This is a genomic window from Kitasatospora purpeofusca (assembly GCF_042691725.1).
Taxonomy (GTDB): Bacteria; Actinomycetota; Actinomycetes; order Streptomycetales; family Streptomycetaceae; genus Kitasatospora; species Kitasatospora purpeofusca_B.
The window spans coordinates 1,270,976-1,296,567 of record NZ_CP170483.1 but is presented as its reverse complement, the minus strand read 5'-3'; the positions used below and the strand labels follow the sequence as shown (position 1 = coordinate 1,296,567).

Annotated in this window: 1 protein-coding gene; it reads left to right on the top strand. The window is 76.7% G+C overall.

The window, feature by feature from the left end; genetic code table 11:
* Positions 1-12: 12 nt before the first annotated feature.
* Positions 13-25,527 (top strand): SDR family NAD(P)-dependent oxidoreductase, encoded by a 25,515-nt coding sequence (locus ACFCLZ_RS05190; protein WP_380283484.1) that lies wholly within the window; start codon positions 13-15, stop codon positions 25,525-25,527.
* Positions 25,528-25,592: the final 65 nt, after the last annotated feature.

Below are 25,592 nucleotides of genomic sequence, written 5' to 3'. Positions count from 1 at the left end.
TGATGGAACGGTATGGCCGATTCGGATGCTGTCGCGATCGTCGGTTTCGCCTGCCGGGTGGCGGGAGCCGACACCCCGGACGGGCTCTGGGAACTCCTGCGCACCGGCGTCGATTCCGTCCGCGAATTCCCTGACGGTCGCCGCGCCGTGACGCCGCCGGAACGCCCCGGCGCCGCGGTCGCCGCCGGCGGGCCGGACCGGCCCCGGCGCGGTGGCTACCTGGACGAGGTCGGCGGCTTCGACCCGGAGTTCTTCGGCATCGCTCCGGGCGAGGCGGCGCTCATGGACCCGCAGCAGCGGCTCATGCTCGAACTGTGCTGGGAGGCCCTGGAACACGCGGGCATCCCGCCGTACGGGCTGAGCGGCGGCCCCGTCGGCGTGTTCGCCGGGGCGATCTGGGACGACTACGCCGAGCTGCTGCGCCGCGCGGGCATCGCGGCCGGCGCGCGCCAGGTGACCGGCCTGCACCGCAGCATGATCGCCAACCGGGTCTCCTACACGCTCGGCCTGCGCGGCCCCAGCATGACGGTCGACGCGGCCCAGGCGTCCTCGCTGGTCGCGGTGCACGTGGCCTGTGAGAGCCTGCGGCGCGGCGAGTCCGCACTCGCCCTGGCCGGCGGCGTCAACCTCGACCTCGTCCCCGACGCCCCGGGCGAGGCGGGCAAACTGGGCGGTCTCTCCCCGGACGGGCGGTGCTTCACCTTCGACGCCCGCGCCAACGGCTACGTTCGCGGCGAAGGCGGCGCGGTCGTCGTGCTCAAGCCGCTGGAGCGCGCGCTCGCCGACGGCGACACCGTGTACTGCGTGGTGGCGGGCAGCGCGATGAACCACGACGGCGGCGGCGCGGCGCTCACCTCGCCCGAGGCTGCGGCGCAGGAGCAGGTGATCCGCGCGGCCCACCGCCGGGCCGGGTTCCGCACGGCCGACGTGCAGTACGTCGAACTGCACGGCACCGGAACCCCCGTCGGCGACCCGGTGGAGGCGGCGGCCCTCGGCGCCGCGCTCGGCACCGGCCGCCCGGGCGGCGCGCCGCTGCGGGTCGGCTCGGTGAAGACCAACCTCGGCCACCTGGAGGGTGCGGCGGGCATCCTCGGGCTGGTCAAGACGGTCCTCGCCATCCGCCACCGGGAGCTGCCGCGCAGCCTCAACTACGAGACCCCGAACCCCCGCATCCCGCTGGAGGAGCTCGGCCTGCGCGTCCAGGACACGACGGGCGCCTGGCCACAGCCCGGGCGGCGGCTGGTCGCCGGCGTGAGCTCGTTCGGCATGGGCGGCACCAACTGCCATGTGGTGCTGGCGGAACCGCCGACCGGTGGGAGCGAGCCGGCCTGGGCGGCGCCCGCCGCCGGCCCCGCCGAGGCGGTCGCGCACCCCGGGTCCCCGGTCCTCGCCCCGCTCTCCGGCACCACGCCCGAGGCGGTGCGGGCCCAGGCCGACCGCCTGCACGCACACCTGCTGCGGCACCCCGAGGTCGAGCCGGCGCAGCTCGGCTGGTCGGCCGCCACCACCCGGAGCCACCTGTCCGCCCGCGCCGTCGTCCTCGCCCCCGACCGCGCGGGGCTCCTGGCCGGCCTCGACGCGCTGCGCACCTCGGACGCCGCCCCCGGCGTGGTGAGCGGTGAGGTCAGGCCCGGCCGCACCGCCTTCCTGTTCGCCGGCCAGGGCAGCCAGCGCCCCGGCACGGGCCGTGAACTGTGCGACCGGTTCCCCGAGTTCGCCGCCGCCTTCGAGGAGGTCTGCCGCCACCTCGACCCGCACCTGCCGCGCCCGCTGCGCGAGGTGCTGTTCGCGCCCGAGGGCAGCCGGGAGGCGGAGCTCGTCCACCGCACCGAGTTCACCCAGCCCGCCCTCTTCGCCGTCGAGGTGGCGCTGCACCGGCTGCTGGCGCACTGGGGCATCGTCCCCGACCTGCTGCTCGGCCACTCGATCGGTGAACTCACGGCCGCGCACGTGGCCGGCGTCCTCGACCTGCCCGACGCCTGCGCCCTGGTGGCCGCCCGGGGCCGGTTGATGCAGCAACTGCCCACGGGCGGCGCGATGGTGGCGGTCCGCCTGGGCGAGGCGGAGGTCGTGGAGGCGCTCGCCGGCCTCCGGGACCGGGTCGCGGTCGCTGCCGTGAACGGGCCGGCGGCCACCGTCGTCTCCGGCGACGAGGAGGCCGTGCTCGCCCTCGGGGAGCAGTGGCGGGCGCGGGGCCACAAGGTCCGGCGACTGCGGGTCGGCCACGCCTTCCACTCGCCGCGGATGGAGCCGATGCTCGACGCCTTCGCGGAGGTCGCGCGGGGGCTGACCTTCCGTCCGCCGACGACGCCCGTGGTGTCGAACCTGACCGGCCGCACGGCGTCCGACGAGGAGCTGTGCTCGCCCGACTACTGGGTGCGGCAGGTGCGCGGGACGGTGCGCTTCGGGGACGGCGTCGACCGGCTGCGCGAGGCCGGTGCGACCGTCCTGGTGGAACTCGGGCCAGATGGCAGCCTGTCCGCGCTGGCCCGGGAGTGCTCGGTGCCCGAGGGCGGTGAGGCCTTCGCCGCCGTCGCCACCCTGCGGGCCGGCCGGCCGGAGGCGGACGCCCTGGCCGAGACCGCCGCCCGGCTGCACACCCTGGGCGCCGCGCTCGACTGGACCGCGCTGTTCGAGGCCCGGGCGCGGCGCCGGGTCGAGCTGCCCACCTACGCGTTCCGGCGCTCCCGGTACTGGCTGCGCGCCGCCGCCCCCGAGGACGTCGCGCCCGAGGCCGCCGCGCCCGAGGAGTTCGGGCCCGAGGAGTCCGCGCCCGCTCCCGCATCGCAGGCATCGCCGCTCGCCCGCCGGATCGCCGGGCTGCCGGAGGCCGACCAGACGCGCGTGGTGCTCGACCTGGTCCGCTCGCACGCGGCCGCCGTGCTCGGCCACGCCACCAGGGACGCTGTCCGTGCGGACCTCGCCTACCGCGAGTCGGGACTCGACTCGCTCGCCACCGTCGAGCTCCTCCAGCGGCTGTCCGCCGCGACCGGCCTCGACCTGCCCGCGAGCGCCGGCTACGACCACCCGACGCCCGCCGACCTCGCCCGCCACCTGCGCTCCCGGGCCCTGGCACTGCCCGTGCGGGAGCGGCGGGCCGAGCCGTCCCCGGCGGCCGGCGGGGACGACGACCCGATCGCCGTCGTCGCCATGGGGTGCCGCTTCCCCGGCGGCGCCGACACCCCCGAGCAGCTGTGGCGGCTGGCCGCCGAGGGCGTGGACGCCATCGGACCGTTCCCCCGGGACCGCGGCTGGGACCTCGACCACCTGCACCACCCCTCCCCGGACCGGCTCGGGGGCACGTATGTGCGCGAGGGCGGATTCCTCGACGGCGCGGGCGAGTTCGACGCCGAGTTCTTCGGGATCTCGCCGCGCGAGGCCCTCGCGATGGACCCGCAGCAGCGCCTGCTGCTGGAGACGTCCTGGGAGACCCTGGAGCGCGCCGGGCTCGACCCCGCCGGGCTGCGCGGCGACCGCGTCGGGGTGTTCGTCGGCGCCACCGCGCAGGACTACGGCCCGCGCATGCACCAGCCCGTCGACGGCCTGGACGGCTACCTGCTCACCGGCACCACCCCGAGCGTCGCCTCCGGCCGGATCGCCTACGAGCTCGGCCTCGAAGGCCCCGCCGTCACCGTGGACACCGCCTGCTCCTCCTCGCTCGTCGCCGTGCACCTGGCCGCTCAGGCGCTGCGCAACGGCGAGTGCGCGCTGGCCCTCGCGGGCGGTGCCACCGTGATGGCCGAGCCCGGGATGTTCGTCGAGTTCGCCCGGCAGCGTGGCCTCGCCCCGGACGGCCGCTGCAAGCCGTTCTCCGCCGACGCCGACGGCACGGCGTGGGCCGAGGGCGTCGGCGTCGTCCTGCTGGAGCGGCTCTCGGACGCCCGGCGCCACGGCCACCCGGTGCTCGCCCTGGTCGTCGGCTCGGCCGTCAACCAGGACGGTGCCAGCAACGGCCTCAGCGCCCCCAACGGGGCGGCCCAGCAGCGGGTGATCCGGCAGGCGCTGGGCTCCGCCGGGCTGGCGCCCGGAGACGTCGACGTGGTCGAGGCCCACGGCACCGGCACCGCCCTCGGCGACCCGGTCGAGGCGCACGCCCTGCTCGCCGTCTACGGCCCCGACCGCGCCCCCGAACACCCCCTGCTGCTCGGCTCGGTGAAGTCCAACATCGGCCACACCCAGGCCGCGGCCGGGGTCGCCGGGCTGATCAAGACCGTCCTCGCGCTGCGGCACGGGCTGGTGCCCGGTGTCCTGCACCTGCGCGAGCCCTCGCCGAAGGTGCGCTGGGCGGACGGCGCGGTCACCGTGCCGACGGCCGCGGTCCCGTGGCCCTCGCCTGCCGGCTCCGGACGGCCCCGGCGCGCAGGCGTCTCCTCCTTCGGCATCAGCGGCACCAACGCGCACGTCATCGTCGAGCAGGCGCCGGCGGACACCGGCCGGGCGCCGCAGGCCGAGGACGGCGGATATCCGGACCTGCCCGTGCCGCTCACCGTCTCCGGCCGCACCGAGGCCGCGCTGCGCGCCCAGGCCGCCCGGCTGGCCCGGCACCTGGCCGCTGCCGCCGAAGCCGAAGCCGAAGCCGAAGCCGAAGCCGAAACGACGGCGACCGCGACTGCCACGGCCGGTGGGGCGGACGGGCCCGCCGACCGGTACGCGCTCGGCCACGCCCTGCTGCGCGGCCGGACCAGGTTCGACCACACCGCCGTCGTCCTCGCCCGCACGCACGCCGACGCGCTGAGCGGGCTGACCGCGCTCGCCCACGGCGAGCCGGCCGACAACCTCGTCCGGGCCCAGTCCACCGCCCGCGGCGCGACCGCCCTGGTGTTCCCCGGCCAGGGCTCGCAGTGGGCCGGCATGGCCGTCGAACTCCTCGACGCCTCACCGGAGTTCGCGGCCGAGCTGGACGCCTGTGCGGCGGCGCTGGCCCGCTGGACCGACTGGTCGCCGCACGACGTCCTGCGCGGCCGGCCGGGCGCGCCCGACCTGTCCCGGGTCGACGTCGTCCAGCCCGTGCTGTTCGCCGTCATGGTCGCGCTCGCCGCGCTGTGGCGATCCGCCGGCGTCGAACCGAGCGCCGTCGTCGGCCACTCGCAGGGCGAGATCGCCGCCGCGTACGTCGCGGGCGCGCTCACCCTGGACGACGCCGCCAAGGTGGTCGCCCTGCGCAGCCGCGCCCTGCTCGGCCTGGCCGGCACCGGCGGCATGGTCTCCGTGCCGCTGCCCGCCGAGGAGACCGGCGAACTCCTCGCGCCCTGGGGCGGCAGGCTCGGCATCGCCGCCCGCAACGGCCCCGCCACCACCGTCGTCTCCGGGGACGCCGCCGCCCTCGACGCCCTCCTCGCCCACTGCGAGCAGGCCGGTCTGCGCGCCCGCCGGATCCCGGTGGACTACGCCTCGCACTCGGCGCACGTCGAGTCGCTGCGCGAACCGCTGCTCGCCGCGCTCGCCGACCTCGCGCCCCGCGCCGCGCGGATCGCCTTCTACTCGACCGTCACCGGCGGGCTGCTCACCGACACCACCACGCTCGACGCCGACTACTGGTACCGCAACCTTCGCCAGGAGGTCCGCTTCGAGCCCGCCGTGCGCGCCCTGAGCGCGGACGGCCACCGGCTCTTCGTCGAGGCGAGTCCGCACCCCGTCCTCAAGATCGGCACCCAGGAGACGCTGGACGACTGCGGCAACGGCGGCCCCGGCGGCACGGCCATCGGCACCCTGCGGCGCGACCACGGCGGCCTCGGGCAGTTCCTCGCCTCCGTCGCCGAGGCGATCGTGCACGGGGCGGAGCCCGCCCCCGACGCGTTGCTCCCCGGGGACCACCGCGGCGGGCACGTCGACCTGCCGACCTACGCCTTCCAGCGCCGCCGCTACTGGCTGACCGCCGGGCCCGGGCGGACCAGCCCCGCCGACCTCGGCCTCGACGCCGTCGACCACCCGCTGCTCGGCGCCGTCACCACGACCCCGGACGGCACCACCCTGGTCACCGGCCGGCTCTCCGCGGACACCCGGCCCTGGCTGCCGGACCACGCGGTCACCGGCACGGTCGTGCTGCCCGGCATGGCCTTCCTCGACCTCGTGCTCCGGGCGGGCGCGCTCGCCGGCTGCCCGGGCGTCGAGGAGCTCACCCTGGAGGCCCCGCTGGTGCTGCCCGACACCGGGCGGACGCAGCTGCGGGTGGCCGTCGCCCCCGCCGACCCGGCGGGCCGGCGCGCCGTCACCGTGGACTCCCGGCCGTCCGCCCCCGAGGGAGAACCGGACGACGAGCCCGCCGAGCGGCCCTGGACGCGGCACGCCTCCGGCGCGCTGACGGCCACCGAGGGGCCCATCGCCCCTACCATGCAGGGGAGTTGGCCGCCGCCCGGCAGCGAGCCGATGGACCTCGCCGACGCCTACCACCGCCTCGACCGCCTCGGATACGGCTACGGCCCGTGGTTCCAGGGCCTCGCCGCCGCCTGGCGCGCGGGAGACCGCCTGTACGCCGAAGTCCGCCTGCCCGCCGAACCCGACCGGGCCGATGCCGCGCACGGCGTCCACCCCGCCCTGCTCGACGCCGCGCTCCACCCGCTGCTGCTGGCCGACGCCACCGCCGGGACGGCTGCCGACGGGACCGCGTCCACCGGGGCCGCGGCCCCGCGCATCCCGTTCAGCTTCACCGACGTGCGGCTGCACGCCACCGGCGCCAACGCGCTGCGCGTCCGGCTGTCGCCCGCGTCGGACGGCACCACCGCACTCGCCGTCGAGGACCCCACCGGGGCGCCGGTCCTCACGGTCGGCGGCCTCAGCCTGCGCGAACTGCCCGCCGACCGGCTCGCACCGGCCGGGCCCACCCCGCGTGACGCGCTGTTCGAACTGCGCTGGACGGAACTGCCCGCCGCCGCCCCCGCGGCGGACCCGGACTGCGTGGTCCTCGGCGCCGACGACCTCGGCCTCGACCCGCGCGCCGCGTTCCCGGACCTCGCCGGGCTCGACGCCCACACCGCCGCCGGGCACCCGGCACCCGCCGTGGTGGTCGCCGCCGTGCCCGCCGTCGCCGCCGTGCCCGGCGACAGCACGGCCGAGGCCGCGCACGCCGCCGCCCGCTGGGCCCTCGACACCGTCCGGGCCTGGCTGGCCGGCGACCGCCCGGACGCCGCCAGGCTGGTCGTCGTCACCCGGGGCGCGGTCGCCGTCCGGCCCGGGGACGCCGTGCCGGGCCTCGGCCAGTCCCCGGTGTGGGGCCTGCTGCGCACCGCGCAGTCCGAGCACCCGGGCCGCATCACCCTGATCGACCTCGACGACCCCGCGCGCTCCGGCCGCGCCCTGCGGGCCGCCGTCACCGCCGACGAGCCCCAACTGGCCCTGCGCGACGGGATCCCGCACCGCCCCCGGCTCGTTCCGGCCCCGGCCCCGCGCGGCGGGCGCCCGCTCGACCCGGAGCGCACGGCGCTGATCACCGGCGGCACCGGCACCCTCGGTGCGCTGATCGCCCGCCGGCTGGTCACCGAGCACGGCCTGCGCCACCTGCTGCTGGTCAGCCGGACCGGGCAGCAGGCGGACGGCGGCGAGCGGCTGCGGGCCGAACTGGCCGCGCTCGGCGCGCGGGTGACGATCGCCGCGTGCGACGTCGCCCGCCGCGAGGGGCTCGCGGCGCTGATCGCCGGCCTCCCGGCCGCGCACCCCCTGGGCGTCGTCGTCCACGCCGCCGGTGTCCTCGACGACGCCACGGTGGAGAGCCTCGCCCCCGAACGCCTGGCCGCCGTCCTGCGCCCCAAGGCGGACGCCGCCTGGCACCTGCACGAGCTGACCCGGGGGCAGGAGCTGGACGCGTTCGTACTGTTCTCCTCCGTCACCTCGGTCACCGGCAACGCCGGCCAGGGCGCCTACACGGCCGCGAACGCCTTCCTCGACGCCCTGGCCGAGCACCGCCGCGCGGCCGGACTGCCCGGCAACGCGCTCGCCTGGGGCCTGTGGGCCGAAGGCAGCGGGATGACCCGCTACCTCGCCGCCGCCGACCTCGCCCGACTCGCGCGCGGCGGCATCGGCCTGCTGTCCACCGAGGACGGGCTCGCGCTGTTCGACGCGGCGCTGCGGTGCGACCTGCCGTACGCCGTCACCGCCCGCCTCGACCGTGCGGCGCTGCGCGACCTCGCGGCGGCCGGCACCGTGCCGTCCGTGCTCCGCGGACTCGTCCGCGCCCCGCTGCAGCGCGCGGCCGGGGCGGCGACGGGTGCCGGGGGGACGGACGGCGCCGGGGACGCGTCCTCCTGGGCGCGCCGGATGGCCGACCTGCCCGAGGACCGCCGCGCCCGCGCGGCACTCGACCTAGTCCGCAGCCAGACCGCCACCGTGCTCGGCCACGGCGAGGCGGACACCGTCGACGTCCAACGCGCCTTCCGTGAACTGGGCTTCGACTCGCTCACCGCGCTGGAACTGCGCAACCGGCTCAACACGCTCACCGGCCTGCGGCTGCCCGCCACCGTGGTGTTCGACCACCCCAGCGCCACCGCCCTCGCGGCACGGCTGACCAGGGAGGCGGTGGGCGCCCCGGCGGCGGCCGCCCCGACGCCCGCGGCCGCCCCGGTGGACGACGACCCGATCGTGATCGTCGGCATGGGCTGCCGCTACCCCGGCGGCGTCACCGGGCCCGAGGAGCTGTGGCGCCTCGTCGCACAGGAGACCGACGCGGTCGGCGGCTTCCCGACCGACCGCGGCTGGGACGTCGACGCCCTGTACGACCCGGACCCGTCCCGCACCGGAACGGTGTACACCCGGCACGGCGCCTTCCTGTACGACTCCGGTGACTTCGACGCCGAGTTCTTCGGGATCTCGCCGCGCGAGGCACGCGCGACGGACCCGCAGCAGCGCCTGCTGCTGGAGACCTCCTGGGAGGCGCTGGAGCATGCGGGCATCGACCCCGCCGGGCTGCGCGGCTCCCGGACCGGCGTCTTCACCGGCGTCATGCACCACGACTACGCCTCCCGGCTGCACCGGGCCCCGGACGGCTACGAGGGTCTGCTGCTCGCGGGCAGCGTCGGGAGCGTCGTCTCGGGCCGGGTCGCGTACTCGTTGGGGTTGGAGGGCCCGGCGGTGAGCATCGACACGGCGTGCTCGTCGTCGCTGGTGGCGCTGCACCTGGCGGCGAACGCGCTGCGCTCGGGGGAGTGCGACCTCGCGCTCGCGGGCGGGGTGACGGTCATGTCGACGCCGCACGTGTTCGTGGAGTTCGCCCGTCAGCGCGGGCTGTCGGTCGACGGCCGCTGCAAGCCCTTCGCGGCGGGCGCGGACGGCACCGGCTGGGGAGAGGGCGTCGGCCTGCTCGTCGTCGAGCGGCTGTCGGACGCACGCCGCAACGGGCACCGGGTGCTGGCGGTGGTGCGGGGCAGTGCGGTGAACCAGGACGGGGCGTCCAACGGGTTGACGGCGCCGAACGGCCCGTCGCAGGAGCGGGTGATCCGGCAGGCGCTCGCCAACGCGGGCCTGACCACGGCGGACGTCGACGTGGTGGAGGCGCACGGGACGGGGACGACGCTGGGTGACCCGATCGAGGCGCAGGCGCTGCTGGCGACGTACGGGCGTGAGCGGGCCGGCGAACCCTTGTGGCTGGGTTCGGTGAAGTCGAACATCGGGCACACCCAGGCGGCGGCGGGTGTGGCGGGTGTGATCAAGATGGTGATGGCGCTGCGGCACGGGGTGGCGCCGAAGTCGCTGCACGTGGACGCGCCGTCGCCGCACGTGGAGTGGTCGGCGGGTGGGGTCGAGCTGCTGGCGGAGGCGGTGGCCTGGCCGGAGACGGGCCGGCCGCGTCGGGCCGGGGTGTCCTCGTTCGGGATCAGCGGCACCAACGCGCACGTGATCATCGAGCAGCCCGCTTCCGTTGACCTCGGGGGCGTTCCGGCGGAGCCGGTGACGACCGCGGGTGCGGGTGGGGTGGTGCCGTTGGCGCTGTCGGCGCGATCGGCTGCGGCCCTGCGTGCGCAGGTGGAGCGGCTGCGGGGGTGGTTGGCCGACCGTCCGGAGGCCGATCCGCTGGCGGTGGCGCGGACGCTCGCCTCGGGTCGGGCGGCGCTGGAGCACCGGGCGGTGGTGGCCGGCGGGTCGGTGGCGGAGCTCGTGGACCGGTTGGGTGAGGTGGCCGGGGGTGAGTCGGCTGCGGTGGCGGGTGCGTCGGGTGCGGTGTTCGTGTTTCCGGGGCAGGGGTCGCAGTGGGCGGGGATGGCTGTCGAACTCCTGGACGCGTCACCGGTGTTCGCGGCTGCGATCGGGGAGTGTGCGGGGGTGATGGATCCGCTGACGGACTGGTCGCTGCTGGAGGTGTTGCGGGACGGTTCGGGGGCGTTGCTGGAGCGCGTCGACGTGGTGCAGCCCGTGCTGTTCGCCGTGATGGTGGGTCTGGCGCGGTGGTGGGAGTCGTGCGGGGTGCGGCCGGCGGCGGTGATCGGGCACTCGCAGGGCGAGATCGCGGCGGCGCACGTGGCGGGGCTGCTGTCCCTGGAGGACGCGGTCCGGCTCGTGGTGCTGCGCAGCCGGGCGCTGCGCGGAGTGACCGGCGGCGGGATGCTCTCGGTCGGGGTCGACGCGGAGCGCGCGGCCGAACTCGTCGCCGAGGACGGGCGGTTGTCGCTGGCGGCGGTCAACGGGCCGTCGAGTGTCGTGCTGTCCGGGGAGATCGAGGCACTGACCGCCGTGGTGGAGCGGTGCGAGCGCGAGGAGGTGCGGGCGCGGTGGATTCCGGTCGACTACGCCTCGCATTCGGCGTACATGGACGCGGTGCGTGACGAGGTCGTCGAACTGTCGTCGGGTGTGCGGCCGTTGGCGGGTCGGGTGGCGATGTTCTCGACGGTGACCGGTGCGGTGGTCGATGAGCCGGATCAGCTGGCGGGTTCGTACTGGTTCGACAATCTGCGCGGCACGGTCCGGCTGGACAGGGCGGTGCGCGCGGCCCTCGCGGAGGGGCACACGCTGTTCGTGGAGTGCAGTCCGCATCCCGGGCTGGTCGTTCCGGTCGCGGACCAGCTGGAGGAGGTCCCGGACGCTGCGGTGCTGGAGACCCTGCGCCGTGGCGAGGGTGGTCCTGCGCGTCTGGTGACGGCGTTGTCGGCGGCCTTCGTCGCGGGCCTGCCCGTCGACTGGACCACCCTCCTGCCCGCCGGTCCCCGCGCCGATCTGCCGACCTACGCCTTCCAGCACCGCCGCTACTGGCTCGACGCGCCGCCCGTCGCGGGCGCCGCGCAGGACCTCGGCCTCGTGGCGGCCGGCCACCCGCTGCTGGGCGCCGCCGTGCGCTCGCCGGAGGACGGCGGGATGTCGTTCACCGGACGGCTGTCCGTACCCGCCCACCCCTGGCTCGCCGACCACGCCGTGCACGGCACCGTCCTCGTGCCGGGGACCGCCTTCCTAGACCTCGCGGCCTGGGCCGGCGCCGAGGCCGGCTGCCCGATGGTCGACGAACTCACCCTGCACGAGCCGCTCGTGCTGCCCGAACAGGCCGGAGTGCGGCTGCACGTGGCACTCGCCGCGCCCGACGGGACCGGCGTCCGGGCCCTTGCCGTCCACTCCCGACCCGAGGGCGCCCCCGAGGACGAGCCGTGGACCCGGCACGCCACCGGCAGCCTTTCCGCCACCCCGCCGCAGGCCGTGGCAGAGGCACTCCTCCCGTGGCCGCCCCCGCAGGCCGAGGCCGTCGACACCACCACGCTCTACGAGCGCCTGGCCGAGTTCGGCTACGACTACGGCCCCGCCTTCCAGGGCCTGCGGGCCGCCTGGCGGCACGGCGACGACCTGTTCGCCGAGGTCGACCTCCCGAACGGACCGGACGGACCGGATGGACCGAGCGGACAGGACGGTCCGGACGGACCCGCCCGGGACGCGCACGGCTACCACCTGCACCCCGCGCTCCTGGACGCCGCCCTGCACCTCACCGCGCTGGACGCGGTGGAGGCCTCGGGCAGCACACTGCTGCCCTTCGCCTGGGCGGGAGTGACCAGGGAGCCGACCGTCGAGCCCGTCACCGCCCTGCGGGTGCGGCTGCGGCGCACCGGCGGCGAGTCGGTGTCGCTGCTGGCCACCGACCGCAGCGGCTCGCCGGTGGCGCGCGCCGAGTCGCTCGTGCTGCGGCCGCTGGCCCCCGGGCGGCTCGCCGGTCCGGCCGCCGCCGACCCGGCCTGGCTGCACCGGGTGGACTGGACGGAGACGGCCCTGCCGGAGGCCGAGCCCGATTCGCGGCAGCGCTGGGCGCTGCTCGGCGCGCCGTCGCCGGAGCAGCCGGTCCACCCGGACCACGGCCTTCCCGCCCACCCCGACCCGGCCGCGGCCGCCGAGGCCGGGACCGACGTCGCCGTCCTGTCCTGCCCGCCCGCGGACGGCACCGGGCCCGCCGCCGTCTCGGCCGCCGTCCATGCCGTCCTCGGTGCCCTCCGCGGCTGGCTCGCCGAGGAACGCCTCGCCGCCGCCCGCCTGGTGGTCGTCACCCGGGGCGCGATCGCGTCCGACCCGTCCGAGGACGTCCCCGGGCCGGCGCACGCGGCGATCTGGGGCCTCGTCCGCAGCGCCCAGACCGAGCATCCGGACCGCTTCGTCCTCGTCGACCTCGGCCTCGACCACGACCACGACCACGGCCTCGGCCACGACCCGCACCGGGCCGACCCTCCGCTCCCCGTGGACCTGCTGCGCGCCGTCCTGGCGTCCGGTGAGGCCCAGGCGATCGTCCGGGACGGTACCGTGCTGACCCCGCGGCTGGTCCGCGCCGGCGCCGGCCCGGCGCTCGTGCTGCCGGACGGGCCCGCGCCCTGGCGCGTCGAGTCCGGCCCCCGGCACACCATCGACGCCCTCGCCGTCGTCGATCACCCGGCCGTGGCCGAACCGCTCGCCGCCGGGCAGGTCAGGGTCGCGGTGCGGGCGGCCGGGGTGAACTTCCGCGACGCGCTGATCACGCTCGGCATGTACCCCGGCCGGGCGGTCGTCGGCGCCGAGGCGGCGGGCGTCGTGACCGAGGTCGGACCGGGCGTCACCGCGCTCGCGCCGGGCGACCGGGTGATGGGCCTGTTCGACGGCGCCTTCGGCCCGCTGGCCGTCACCGACCACCGTCTGCTGGCCCGCATGCCCGCCGGCTGGTCGTACGCCCGGGCGGCCTCCGTGCCGGTGGTCTTCCTGACAGCGCTGTACGGGCTGCGCGACCTCGGCGGGCTGCGGCCCGGCGAGACCGTCCTCGTCCACGCGGCGGCCGGCGGCGTCGGCATGGCCGCCGTCCAGCTCGCCCGGCACTGGGGCGCCACGGTCCTCGCCACCGCGAGCCCCGCGAAGTGGCCGGTCGTGCGGGGACTCGGCGTGCCCGAGGACCGGATCGCCTCCTCCCGCGACACCGGCTTCGAGCGGCGCTTCGCCGAGGCCGCCGGCGGCCGGGGCGTCGACGTCGTCCTGAACTCGCTCGCCGGGGAGTTCGTGGACGCCTCGCTGCGCCTGCTCGCGGACGGCGGCCGGTTCGTCGAGATGGGCAAGACGGACGTGCGAGGCCCGGAGGCCCTCGCGGCCGACCGCCCGGACGTCCGCTACCGGGCGTTCGACCTGATCGACGCCGGGCCGGACCGGATCGCCGAACTGTTCGCCGAACTCGCGGCGCTCTTCGAGGCGGGCGCCCTGCACCCGCTGCCCGTCCGCACCTTCGACCTGCGCCACGCCCGCGAGGCGGTGCGCTTCGTCAGCCGCGCCCGGCACATCGGCAAGGTCGTGCTGACCCTGCCCCGGCCGCTCGCCGACGACGGGACCGTGCTGATCACCGGCGGTACCGGCACCCTCGGCCGCCACCTCGCCCACCACCTGGTCACCCGGCACGGCGTCCGGCACCTCCTGCTGCTCGGCCGGCGCGGCGCGGACGCCCCCGGCGCGGCCGAGCTGGCCGCCGAACTCGCCGAGCTGGGCGCCGACGTGCGCATCGAGGCCTGCGACGCGGCCGACCGGGAGGCCCTCGCCCGGGTGCTCGCCGCGATCCCCGCCGAGCACCCGCTCACCGCCGTCGTCCACGCGGCCGGCGTGCTCGACGACGGGCTGGTCGACGCGCTGACGCCGGAACAGGTCGACCGCGTCCTGCGCGCCAAGGCCGAGTCCGCCGCCAACCTGCACGACCTCACCCGGGACACCGAGCTGTCGGCCTTCGTGCTGTACTCCTCGGCCGCCGGCGTCCTCGGCACCCCCGGCCAGGCCGGCTACGCCGCGGCCAACGCCTACCTCGACGCCCTCGCGCACCACCGCCGCGCCCGGGGCCTGCCGGCCACGTCCCTGGCCTGGGGCCTGTGGGCCGAGCGCACCGGACTGACCGAACACCTCGCCGCCGCGGACCTGAAGCGGCTCGCCCGCGGCGGGCTGCTGCCCTTCTCGACGCCGCAGGGGCTCGCCCTGTTCGACGCCGCGTGGCAGCGCCCCGAGGCGGCACTCGTCCCGGCCCGGCTGGACCTCGCCGCGCTGCGCGCCGCCACCGGCCCCGTGCCGCCGCTGCTGCGGGCGCTCGCCGGTCCGCCGTCACCGCGCCGCGCGGCGGCCGCCGACGGCGCCCTGCCGTGGGCCCGGCGGCTGGCCGGCGCCTCGGCCGAGGAGCGCGTCGACCTCGCGCTGCGCCTGGTCCGGACGGAGGCGGCCGTGGTGCTCGGCCACGACTCGGCGGAGAGCGTGCGCCCCGGGACGGCCTTCAAGGAACTCGGCTTCGACTCGCTGACCGGCGTCGAGCTGCGCAACCGGCTCAACGGCGCGACCGGTCTGCGGCTGCCGTCCACCCTGGTGTTCGACCACCCGACGCCGCTCCGGCTCGCGGGCTTCCTCGCCGCCGCCGCTCAGGGCGGGACCGCGTCCGCCGAGGCGCCCTCCGCCGTGAGCACGGCGGTCCGCGCCGACGAACCGGTGGCGATCGTCGCGATGGGCTGCCGCTTCCCCGGCGGTGTCGCGTCGCCCGAAGACCTCTGGGAGCTGGTCGCCGCCGGGGGCGACGCGATCGGCGACTTCCCGGGCGACCGCGGGTGGGACGTGGCCGGGCTCTTCGACCCCGATCCGCAGGCGTCCGGGAAGAGCTACGTCCGTCGCGGCGGATTCCTGTCCGGGGTGGCGGACTTCGACGCCGAGTTCTTCGGGATCTCGCCGCGTGAGGCGCTGGCGATGGACCCGCAGCAGCGCCTGCTGCTGGAGACGGCGTGGGAGACCCTCGAACGGGCCGGGATCGACCCGCGTTCGCTGCGCGGCAGCCGGACCGGCGTCTTCGCCGGGATGGCCGGGCACGACTACGCGACGGGCGGGATGCCGTCCAGCGTCGAAGGGCACGTGCTCACCGGCAACGCCACCAGCGTCGCCTCGGGCCGGGTCGCGTACACGTTCGGGCTGGAAGGCCCGGCGCTGACGGTGGACACCGCGTGCTCGTCGTCGCTGGTCGCGCTGCACCTGGCGGCGAACGCGCTGCGGTCCGGGGAGTGCGACCTCGCGCTCGCGGGCGGGGTGACGGCGATGTCCACCCCGGACTTCTTCGTGGAGTTCTCCCGCCAGCGCGGCCTGGCACCGGACGGGCGGAGCAAGGCCTTCGCCGCGACGGCCGACGGCATGGGCGCGGCGGAGGGCGTGGGCCTGCTGCTGGTCGAGCGGTTGTCGGACGCGGTGCGCAACGGGCACCGGGTGCTGGCGGTGGTGCGGGGCAGTGCGGTGAACCAGGACGGGGCGTCCAACGGTCTGACGGCGCCGAACGGGCCGTCGCAGGAGCGGGTGATCCGGGCGGCGTTGGCGAGCGGGGGACTGGCTCCGGCGGATGTCGACGCGGTGGAGGCGCACGGGACGGGGACGCCGCTGGGTGACCCGATCGAGGCGCAGGCGCTGCTGGCGACGTACGGGCGTGAGCGGGCCGGCGAACCCTTGTGGCTGGGTTCGGTGAAGTCGAACATCGGGCACACCCAGGCGGCGGCGGGTGTGGCGGGTGTGATCAAGATGGTGATGGCGCTGGGCCACGGTCTGCTGCCGAGGACGCTGCATGTGGACGCGCCCTCGTCGCACGTGGACTGGTCGGCGGGTGGGGTCGAGCTGCTGACGGAGGCGGTGGCCTGGCCGGAGACCGGTCGGCGGCGTCGGGCCGGGGTGTCCTCGTTCGGGATCAGCGGCACCAATGCGCACGTGATCCTGGAAGAGGCGCCGGAGGTTGAGGTTCCGGCACCGGCGGAGCCGGTCGGCCGGGTGGTGCCCTGGGCACTGTCGGCGGGGTCCGAGGCCGCGCTGCGTGCGCAGGTGGAGCGGTTGCGCGGTTGGGTGGCCGACCGTCCGGAGGTCGATCCGGTGGCGGTGGCGCGAACGCTCGCCTCGGGTCGGGCGGCGCTGGAGCACCGGGCGGTGGTGGCCGGCGGGTCGGTGGCGGAGCTCGTGGACCGGTTGGGTGAGGTGGCCGGGGGTGAGTCGGCTGCGGTGGCGGGTGCGTCGGGTGCGGTGTTCGTGTTCCCGGGTCAGGGGTCGCAGTGGGCGGGGATGGCTGTCGAACTCCTGGATGCCTCGCCGGTGTTCGCGGCGGCCGTCGGGGAGTGTGCGGGGGTGATGGACCCGCTGACGGACTGGTCGTTGCTGGAGGTGTTGCGGGACGGTTCGGGGGCGTTGCTGGATCGCGTCGACGTGGTGCAGCCGGTGTTGTTCGCCGTGATGGTGGGTCTGGCGCGGTGGTGGGAGTCGTGCGGGGTGCGGCCGGCGGCGGTGATCGGGCATTCGCAGGGCGAGATCGCGGCTGCGCATGTGGCGGGGCTGCTGTCCTTGGAGGATGCGGTCCGGCTGGTGGTGCTGCGCAGCCGGGCGCTGCGGGGGGTGACGGGTGGCGGGATGCTGTCGGTCGGGGTCGACGCGGATCGGGCCGCCGAACTCGTCGCCGAGGACGGGCGGTTGTCGTTGGCGGCGGTGAACGGGCCGTCGAGTGTGGTGCTGTCGGGGGAGATCGAGGCGCTGACGGCCGTGGTGGAGCGGTGTGAACGCGACGGCGTGCGGGCGCGGTGGATTCCGGTCGACTACGCCTCGCATTCGGCGTACATGGACGCGGTGCGTGACGAGGTCGTCGAACTGTCGTCGGGTGTGCGGCCGTTGGCCGGTCGGGTGGCGATGTACTCGACGGTGACCGGCGAAGCGGTCGACTCACCGGATCAGCTGGCGGGTTCGTACTGGTTCGACAACCTGCGCGGCACGGTCCGGCTGGACAGGGCGGTGCGCGCGGCCCTCGCGGAGGGGCACACGCTGTTCGTCGAGTGCAGTCCGCACCCCGGGCTGGTTGTCCCGGTCGCGGACCAGCTGGAAGAGGTCCCGGACGCTGTCGCCCTGGAGACGCTGCGCCGCGGTGAGGGTGGCCCTGCGCGTCTGGTGACGGCCCTGTCGGCGGCCTTCGTCGCGGGCCTGCCCGTCGACTGGACCACCCTGCTCCCCGCCGGTCCCCAGGTCGATCTGCCGACCTACCCGTTCCAGCGCGAGCGCTACTGGGTGACGGCTGCCGACGCGGGATCCTCCGGTGCCGGCCGTGGCCAACTCGCCGTCGACCACCCGGTGCTGGGCGCCGCCGTCGAGCTGGCCGACGGCTCCGGGACGGTCCTGACCGGTCGGCTCTCCACCGTCACCCATCCGTGGCTCGCCGACCACGCCGTGCTCGGCACGGTCATCGTCCCCGGCACGCTTTTCGTGGAGCTCGCCCTGCGGGCCGGAGACCGGGTCGGCCACGGTGAGATCGAGGAACTCACCCTGCCCGCACCGCTGGTGCTGCCCGAGACGGGCGGCGTCCAGCTCCAGGTCTCCGTCGGCGCGCCGGACGAGGCCGGTGCCCGTGCGATCGGCATCCACTCCCGGCCCGAGCACGCGCCCGCCGACCAGCCCTGGACCCGGCACGCCACCGGCACGCTGGTCGTCCCGGCCGAGGGGGCCGACGTCGGCGCGCCGGATCTCACCGCCTGGCCGCCGCCGGGTGCCGCACCCGTCGCGACCGACGGCGCGTACGAGCGGCTGGGCGCCGCCGGCTTCGACTACGGCCCGGTGTTCCAGGGCCTGCGGGCCGCCTGGCGGCGCGGCGACGAGTTGTTCGCCGAGGTCGAACTCCCGGCGGAGGCCGGCGCGGGGACCGACCGTTTCGAGCTGCACCCCGCCCTGCTGGACGCCGCCCTCCACGTGCTGGCGGCGGCCCGCGAGCCGGACGGGCCCGCCGGTCCGACGGCCGGGGCGCGGGTGGCCTTCGCCTGGCGCGGCGTTCGGTCGGCCGACGGGCCGGGGCCGGCCGCGGGCGCCTCCCGCCTGCGGGTCCGGCTGTCGCCCACCGGGGCCGACGCGGTGTCGCTGCACCTGGCGGACGACGCGGGGACGGGCGTCGCGTCGGTGGCGGCGCTCACCGTCCGCCCGGTCACGGCGGAGCAGCTGCGCCCGGCCGGTCCGTCGCACCGCGACGCGTTGTTCCGGGTGGAGTGGCGGGCGGTCGGGCCCGACTCCGGGGCGGTGCCGCCATGGGCCCTGCTCGGCCCGGTCGGCGCGGACGCGCCCGGCCTGGGCGCGCGCCTGGCCGAGGAGCACCGCCCGGCCGCCCGGTTCGAGGACCTGGCCGCAGCCGCCGGGGCCGACGGGTCCGTGCCCGCCACGGTCGTGCTGCACGTCCCGGTGGCGCCCGAGGCCGGGGAGGACGTCCCCGCCCGGACCCGCAGGCTGCTGGGTTCGGTGCTCGGCCTGCTCCAGGCCTGGCTGGCGCAGGACCGCTTCGACGGCGCCCGCCTGGTCGTCGCGACGACCGGTGCGCTCGCCGCCCGTGCGGACGAGCCGGTCGCCGATGTCGCGGCCGCTGCCGTCTGGGGCCTGGTGCGCTCGGCGCAGTCGGAGCACCCCGGCCGCTTCGCCCTGCTCGACCTCGACGGCGACGACGCCTCGCTCACCCGGTGGCCGCTGGCGCTCGTCGCTTCGGAACCGCAACTGGCCGTCCGCGAGGGGACGTTGCTCGTGCCCCGGCTGGTCCGTGCGACCCCGCCGCCGACCGCGGACCGCGGGCTCGACCCGGAGGGCACCGTCCTGGTCACCGGCGCCACCGGCGGCCTCGGCGCGCTCGTCGCACGGCACCTGGTGACCGGCCACGGCGTGCGCAGGCTGCTGCTGCTGTCCCGCCGTGGCACCGCCGCGCCGGACGCCGCCGCACTCCTCGCCGACCTCGCCGAGCTGGGCGCCGAGGCCACCCTGCTGGCCTGCGACCTCGCCGACCGCGACGCCCTGGCCGAGGCGCTGGCACGGGTGCCCGACGAGCACCCGCTGACCGGCGTGGTCCACACCGCGGGCATCGTCGACGACGGACTGGTCGAGACCTTGACGGCCGGGCACCTGGACCGGTCGCTGCGCCCGAAGGCCGACGGGGCGCACCACCTGCACGAACTCACCCGGGACGCCAAGCTCGCCGCCTTCGTGCTCTTCTCCTCCGGAGCGACCACCTTCGGCGGCCCGGGCCAGGGCAACTACGCCGCCGCCAACGCCTTCCTGGACGGCCTGGCGCAGCACCGCCGGGCGCTCGGCCTGCCGGCGATCTCACTCGCCTGGGGCCTGTGGGCCGGCGCGCAGGGCATGGGCGGGCGGCTGAGCGAGGCCGACCTCGCCCGGTGGGCGCGGACCGGCGCGGTCGCGATGCCGGCCGAGGAGGCGCTGAGCCTGTTCGACCTCGCGCTCGCCGAACCCGGCGCGACCCTCGTGCCCGCGCACCTGGACCTCCGGGCGATCCGCGCCCGTGCGGCGTCCGCACCCGCGCTGTTCGGCGACCTGCTGGGCGTGGCGACCCGCCGGCGCGACCGGCAGCCCGGCGCGGCCCCACTGGCCGCCCGGATCGCCGCCCTGGCGGCGGCCGAGCGCGAGCGGGCGCTGCTGGAGATCGTCCGGACCGAGGCCGCGGGCGCGCTGGGCCACCGGTCGGCCGACGCGGTGCACGCGACCCGGGCCTTCAAGGAGTTGGGCTTCGACTCGCTGACCGGCGTCGAGTTGCGCAACCGGCTCAACGGCGCGACCGGTCTGCGGCTGCCGTCCACCCTGGTGTTCGACCACCCGACCCCGGCCCGGCTCGCCGGTCACCTGCTGGAACGGCTGATCGGCGGTGCCGGACCGGACGAGTCGGCGGCGCCGCCCGTGCCCGCGTCGGCCGTCCGGGCCGGTGCCGACGGCGATCCGGTCGTGATCGTCGGCATGGGCTGCCGCTTCCCCGGCGGGGTGGGCTCGCCCCAGGACCTCTGGGAGCTGGTCGCCGCCGGCCGCGACGCGATCGGCGACTTCCCGGGCGACCGCGGGTGGGACGTGGCCGGGCTCTTCGACCCCGACCCGGAGGCGTCCGGGAAGAGCTACGTCCGTCGCGGCGGATTCCTGTCCGGCGTGGCGGATTTCGACGCCGAGTTCTTCGGGATCTCGCCGCGTGAGGCGCTGGCGATGGACCCGCAGCAGCGGCTGCTGCTGGAGGCCTCCTGGGAGGCGGTCGAGCGGGCCGGCATCGACCCCGGCTCGCTGCGCGGCAGTCGGACCGGGATCTTCGCCGGCGTCATCGACAACGACTACGGCTCGCGCCTCGAGCGCGTCCCGGAAGAGGTCGAGGGCTACGTCGGCTACGGCAGCGCGAGCAGCATCGCCTCCGGCCGGGTTGCGTACTCGTTGGGGTTGGAGGGCCCGGCGGTGAGTATCGACACGGCGTGCTCGTCGTCGCTGGTGGCGCTGCACCTGGCGGCGAACGCGCTGCGCTCGGGGGAGTGCGACCTCGCGCTCGCGGGCGGGGTGACGGTCATGTCGACGCCCGAGTTCTTCGTCGAGTTCTCGCGGCAGCGCGGGCTGTCGGCGGACGGCCGCTGCAAGGCGTTCTCGGCGGCGGCCGACGGCATGGGCGCCGGCGAGGGCGTCGGCCTGGTCCTGCTGGAGCGCCTCTCGGACGCGCGCCGCAACGGGCACCGGGTGCTGGCGGTGGTGCGGGGTTCGGCGGTGAACCAGGACGGCGCGTCCAACGGCCTGTCCGCCCCCAACGGGCCGTCCCAGCAGCGGGTGATCCGACAGGCGCTCGCCAACGCGGGCCTGACCACGGCGGACGTCGACGTGGTGGAGGCGCACGGGACGGGGACGACGCTGGGTGACCCGATCGAGGCGCAGGCGCTGTTGGCCACCTACGGGCAGGGTCGTCCGGAGGACCGGCCGCTGCGGCTGGGGTCGGTGAAGTCCAACATCGGCCATGCCCAGGCGGCGGCGGGTGTGGCGGGTGTGATCAAGATGGTGATGGCGCTGGGCCACGGCCTGCTGCCGAGGACGCTGCATGTGGACGCGCCCTCGTCGCACGTGGACTGGTCGGCGGGCGCGGTCGAGCTGCTGACGGAGGCGGTGGCCTGGCCGGAGACCGGTCGGCCGCGCCGGGCCGGGGTGTCCTCGTTCGGCATCAGCGGCACCAATGCGCATGTGGTGTTGGAGGCGGCGTCGGAGGCGGAGGTTCCGGCGGCGGCCGAGGCGGTCGGCGGTGTGGTGCCCTGGGTGATGTCGGCGCGGTCGGCTGCGGCGCTGAGGGAGCAGGTGGAGCGGCTGCGGGAGTGGGCGGTGGCGCATCCCGGGGCCGATCCGATGGATGTCGGCCGGTCGCTGGTGACGGGTCGGGCGGTGTTCGAGCACCGGGCGGTGGTGTCCGGGCGGGAGCTGTCCCAACTTGTGGATCGGCTCGGGGAGTGGGGCGCGGAGTCACTGCCGGTGGCGGGGCGGACCGACGAGCCGGGTGCGGTGTTCGTGTTCCCGGGGCAGGGGTCGCAGTGGGCGGGGATGGCCGTCGAACTTCTCGACGCGTCACCGGTGTTCGCGGCTGCGATCGGGGAGTGTGCGGGGGTGATGGACCCGCTGACGGACTGGTCGTTGCTGGAGGTGTTGCGGGACGGTTCGGGGGCGTTGCTGGATCGCGTCGACGTGGTTCAGCCCGTGTTGTTCGCGGTGATGGTGGGCCTGGCCCGCTGGTGGGAGTCGTGCGGGGTGCGGCCGGCGGCGGTGATCGGGCATTCGCAGGGCGAGATCGCGGCTGCGCACGTGGCGGGGCTGCTGTCCCTGGAGGATGCGGTCCGGCTGGTGGTGTCGCGCAGCCGGGCGCTGCGCGGGGTGACGGGCGGCGGGATGCTCTCCGTCGGGGTCGACGCGGATCGGGCCGCCGAACTCGTGGCCGAGGACGGGCGGTTGTCGTTGGCGGCGGTGAACGGGCCGTCGAGTGTGGTGCTGTCCGGGGAGATCGAGGCGCTGACCGCCGTGGTGGAGCGGTGCGAGCGTGAGGAGGTGCGGGCGCGGTGGATTCCGGTCGACTACGCCTCGCATTCGGCGTACATGGATGCGGTGCGTGACGAGGTCGTCGAACTGTCGGCGGGTGTAAGGCCGTTGGCCGGCCGGGTGCCGATGTTCTCGACGGTGACCGGCGAAGCGGTCGACTCACCGGATCAGCTGGCGGGTTCGTACTGGTTCGACAATCTGCGCGGCACGGTCCGGCTGGACGCGGCGGTGCGGTCCGCGGTCGCCGCCGGGCACACGCTGTTCGTGGAGTGCAGTCCGCATCCCGGGCTGGTCGTCCCGGTCGCGGACCAGCTGGAAGAGGTCCCGGACGCTGCGGTGTTGGAGACCCTGCGCCGTGGCGAGGGTGGTCCCGCGCGTCTGGTGACGGCCCTGTCGGCGGCCTTCGTCGCGGGTCTGCCCGTCGACTGGACCACCCTGCTCCCCGCCGGGCGGCACGTCGATCTGCCGACCTACGCCTTCCAACACCGCCGCTACTGGCTCGACCAGGGTGTCCGGACGGGAGACCCGGGCGGGCTCGGGCTGGCCTCGGCCGAGCACCCGTTGCTGGGCGCGGCGGTCAGCTCGGCGCACGACGGCACCGTGTTGTTCACCGGTCGGCTCTCCGCCGCGGCTCACCCTTGGCTCGCCGACCACGTCGTCCTGGGTACGACGATCGTGCCGGGGACGCTCTTCGTCGAGCTGGCGGCCTGGGCGGGCGGCGAGGTGGGCACTCCCACCGTCGAGGAGCTGACCCTGCACACGCCGCTCGTCCTGCCGGACTCCGAGGCTCTGCGGATCCAGGTCGTCGTGGGTGCGCCGGACGAGGCCGGTGCCCGTGCGATCGGCATCCACTCCCGGCCCGAGCACGCGCCCGCCGACCAGCCCTGGACCCGGCACGCGGACGGCACGCTGGTCGAGGGCGCGGACCTGGACGACGCCGATCCCGCGTGGGCGAGCCGGCCTCCGGTCGGCGCCGTGCCGTTGGACGTGGACGACTTCTACGAGCGTCTGGCGGCCTCCGGGGTCGACTACGGCCCCGCCTTCCGGGGCCTGCGGGCCGCCTGGCGGCACGGCGACGACCTGTTCGCCGAGGTCGCGCTCCCGGCCGAGCACGAGCGCGAGGCGGCGGGCTTCGCCGTGCACCCGGCCCTGCTCGACGCGGGGGTCCAGACGCTCCGCGTGGGTGCCGACGAGGACGAGGACGTCCGGGTCGCCTTCTCCTGGCACGGTGTCCGCTTCTCCGGCACGGGTCCGGTCGGCCTGCGGGTCCGGCTGACCCCGGCCGGGGAGGGCGCGGTGTCGATGCGCGTCGCGGACGCGGCGGGCCGTCCGGTCGCGGTGGTCGAGTCGCTGACCGTGCGCCCGGTCTCCGCCGAGCAGTTGCGCGCGGCCGGCGGTGCGCACCGGGACGCGCTCCTGCGGCTGACCTGGTCGGAGCGGGAGGAGGACGCGTCGCGCGGTGGTGTGCCGGGACGTCTCGCCGTGCTCGGCGCGGCGGACGCCCTCGCGGGCTTCGAGGCGGCGGCCCGGTACGCGGATGTGGCGGCCCTCGCCGCCGCCGTCGCGGCCGGCTCGCCCGCACCGGACACGGTCGTGCTCGCCGTCACGGACCCGGACACCGCCGACCTTGGCGCCGACCGGACCGGCGCGGAAGCATTCCGCCGGATGTCCCGCGCGGCGGCCCGGTCCGCCACCGGCCCGGCGGCTCAGGTCGCGGCCTGGGCGGCCGAACCGGGGCTGGCGGAGAGCAGGCTCCTGCTGGTGACCCGGCAGGCCGTCCTCACCGGGAACGGGGACCGGGTGCCCGACCCGGCCGGGGCGGCCACCTGGGGCGCCGGGTGCGCGCTCCAGGCCGCGCACCCGGACCGGATCCTGCTGGCCGACCTGGACGGCGACCCGGCCTCCGCCGCCGCACTGCCCCGGGTGGTGTCCGCCGGTGAACCGAGGCTCGCCGTGCGCGGCGGACGGCTGCTCGCCCCGTCGCTGGCCAGGGCGGCGGCCGACCGTGCGGCAGCGGAGCCGTGGGGCGCGGGAGGCGGCACCGTGCTGATCAGCGGCGCGGATGGCCCGCCGGCCGTCGCGCTGGCCGGGCACCTGGTCGCGGCCCACGGCGTCCGTCGCCTGGTCCTGCTGCCGGGGGGTGGCACCGGCAGCGACACGGGCAGCGGCACCGTGCACCGACTGGCGGACCGGCTGGCCGAGGCGGGAGCCGAGGCCGAGGTCCTCACCTGGGCACCCGGCGACCACGACGGGCTGCGCGCCGCGCTGGACGCGGCCACCGCCGGGTACCCGGTGGCCGGCGTGCTGCTCGCGGTGGCCGATGCGGCCCGCGACGCTGCGGAGCCGGACGTCGAAGCGGCCCTGGCCCTCTCCGGACTCCTCGCCGCGCATCCGGGCGCGTCGCTCGTGACGCTCTCCCCGGCGAGCGGCCTGATCGGTGCCCCCGAACCGCCCGCCGTCGCCGCGGCCGCCGCCTTCGCCGAGGCGCTGGCGGCCGCCCGGCACGCGGACGGCCTGCCCGCCGCCGCGCTCGCCTGGGGGCCCACCGGACTCGGTGGATCCGAGGCCGAACTCCAGGAAGGACTACTGGAGTTGACGGAGGCCGAGGCGCTCGTGCTGTTCGACGAGGCGCTGCGTGCGGCCGGGCCCGGACTGGTACTCGCCCGGCCCGACCGCGCGGCACTGCGCACCCGCCCGGAGGCCGTGCGCGCTCCGCTGCGGCAACTGCTCCGCGCCGTGGAGGTCCGCCGTACGGCGGGCGGTGCCGGGACGCCCGAGAGCCCGGGGGCCGACGCGCTGCAACGGCGGCTGGCGGCGCTGCCCGAGGAGGAGCGCGAGCGCGAACTGGTCACGTTCGTAAGGACCCTGGCGGCCGCCGTCCTCGGACACCCGGGCGCCGACGAGGTCGGGCCCGAGCGGGCGTTCAAGGAGGTCGGCTTCGACTCGCTGATGGCGGTCGAACTGCGCAAGCGCCTGATGCGCGCCACCGGGGTGCACCTGCGCTCGACCCTGGTGTTCGACTTCCCGAACCCGCTGAGCCTGGCCCGCCACGTGCTGGCGCGCCTCGCCGAGGACGCCTCGGAGGCCACCCCGGTGCTCGCCGACCTGGACCGGCTGCACGAGGCGCTGCCGGCGGTCCTGGCCGAGGACGGCGCCCGCGACCGGATCGCCGAACGCCTGCGCGAGCTACTGGAGTTGTGCGGGGTGCCGGACGACGGGGCCGACGGGAGCGACGGGGACGACCTCGGGTCCGCCACCGATGACGAGCTGTTCTCCCTCGTCGACCAGGGGTTCGAGTGATGCCGCGGATCCCGGGTCCACCGCCGTACCAGCACCAGAACCAGCACCAGACCAGCGACAACGAC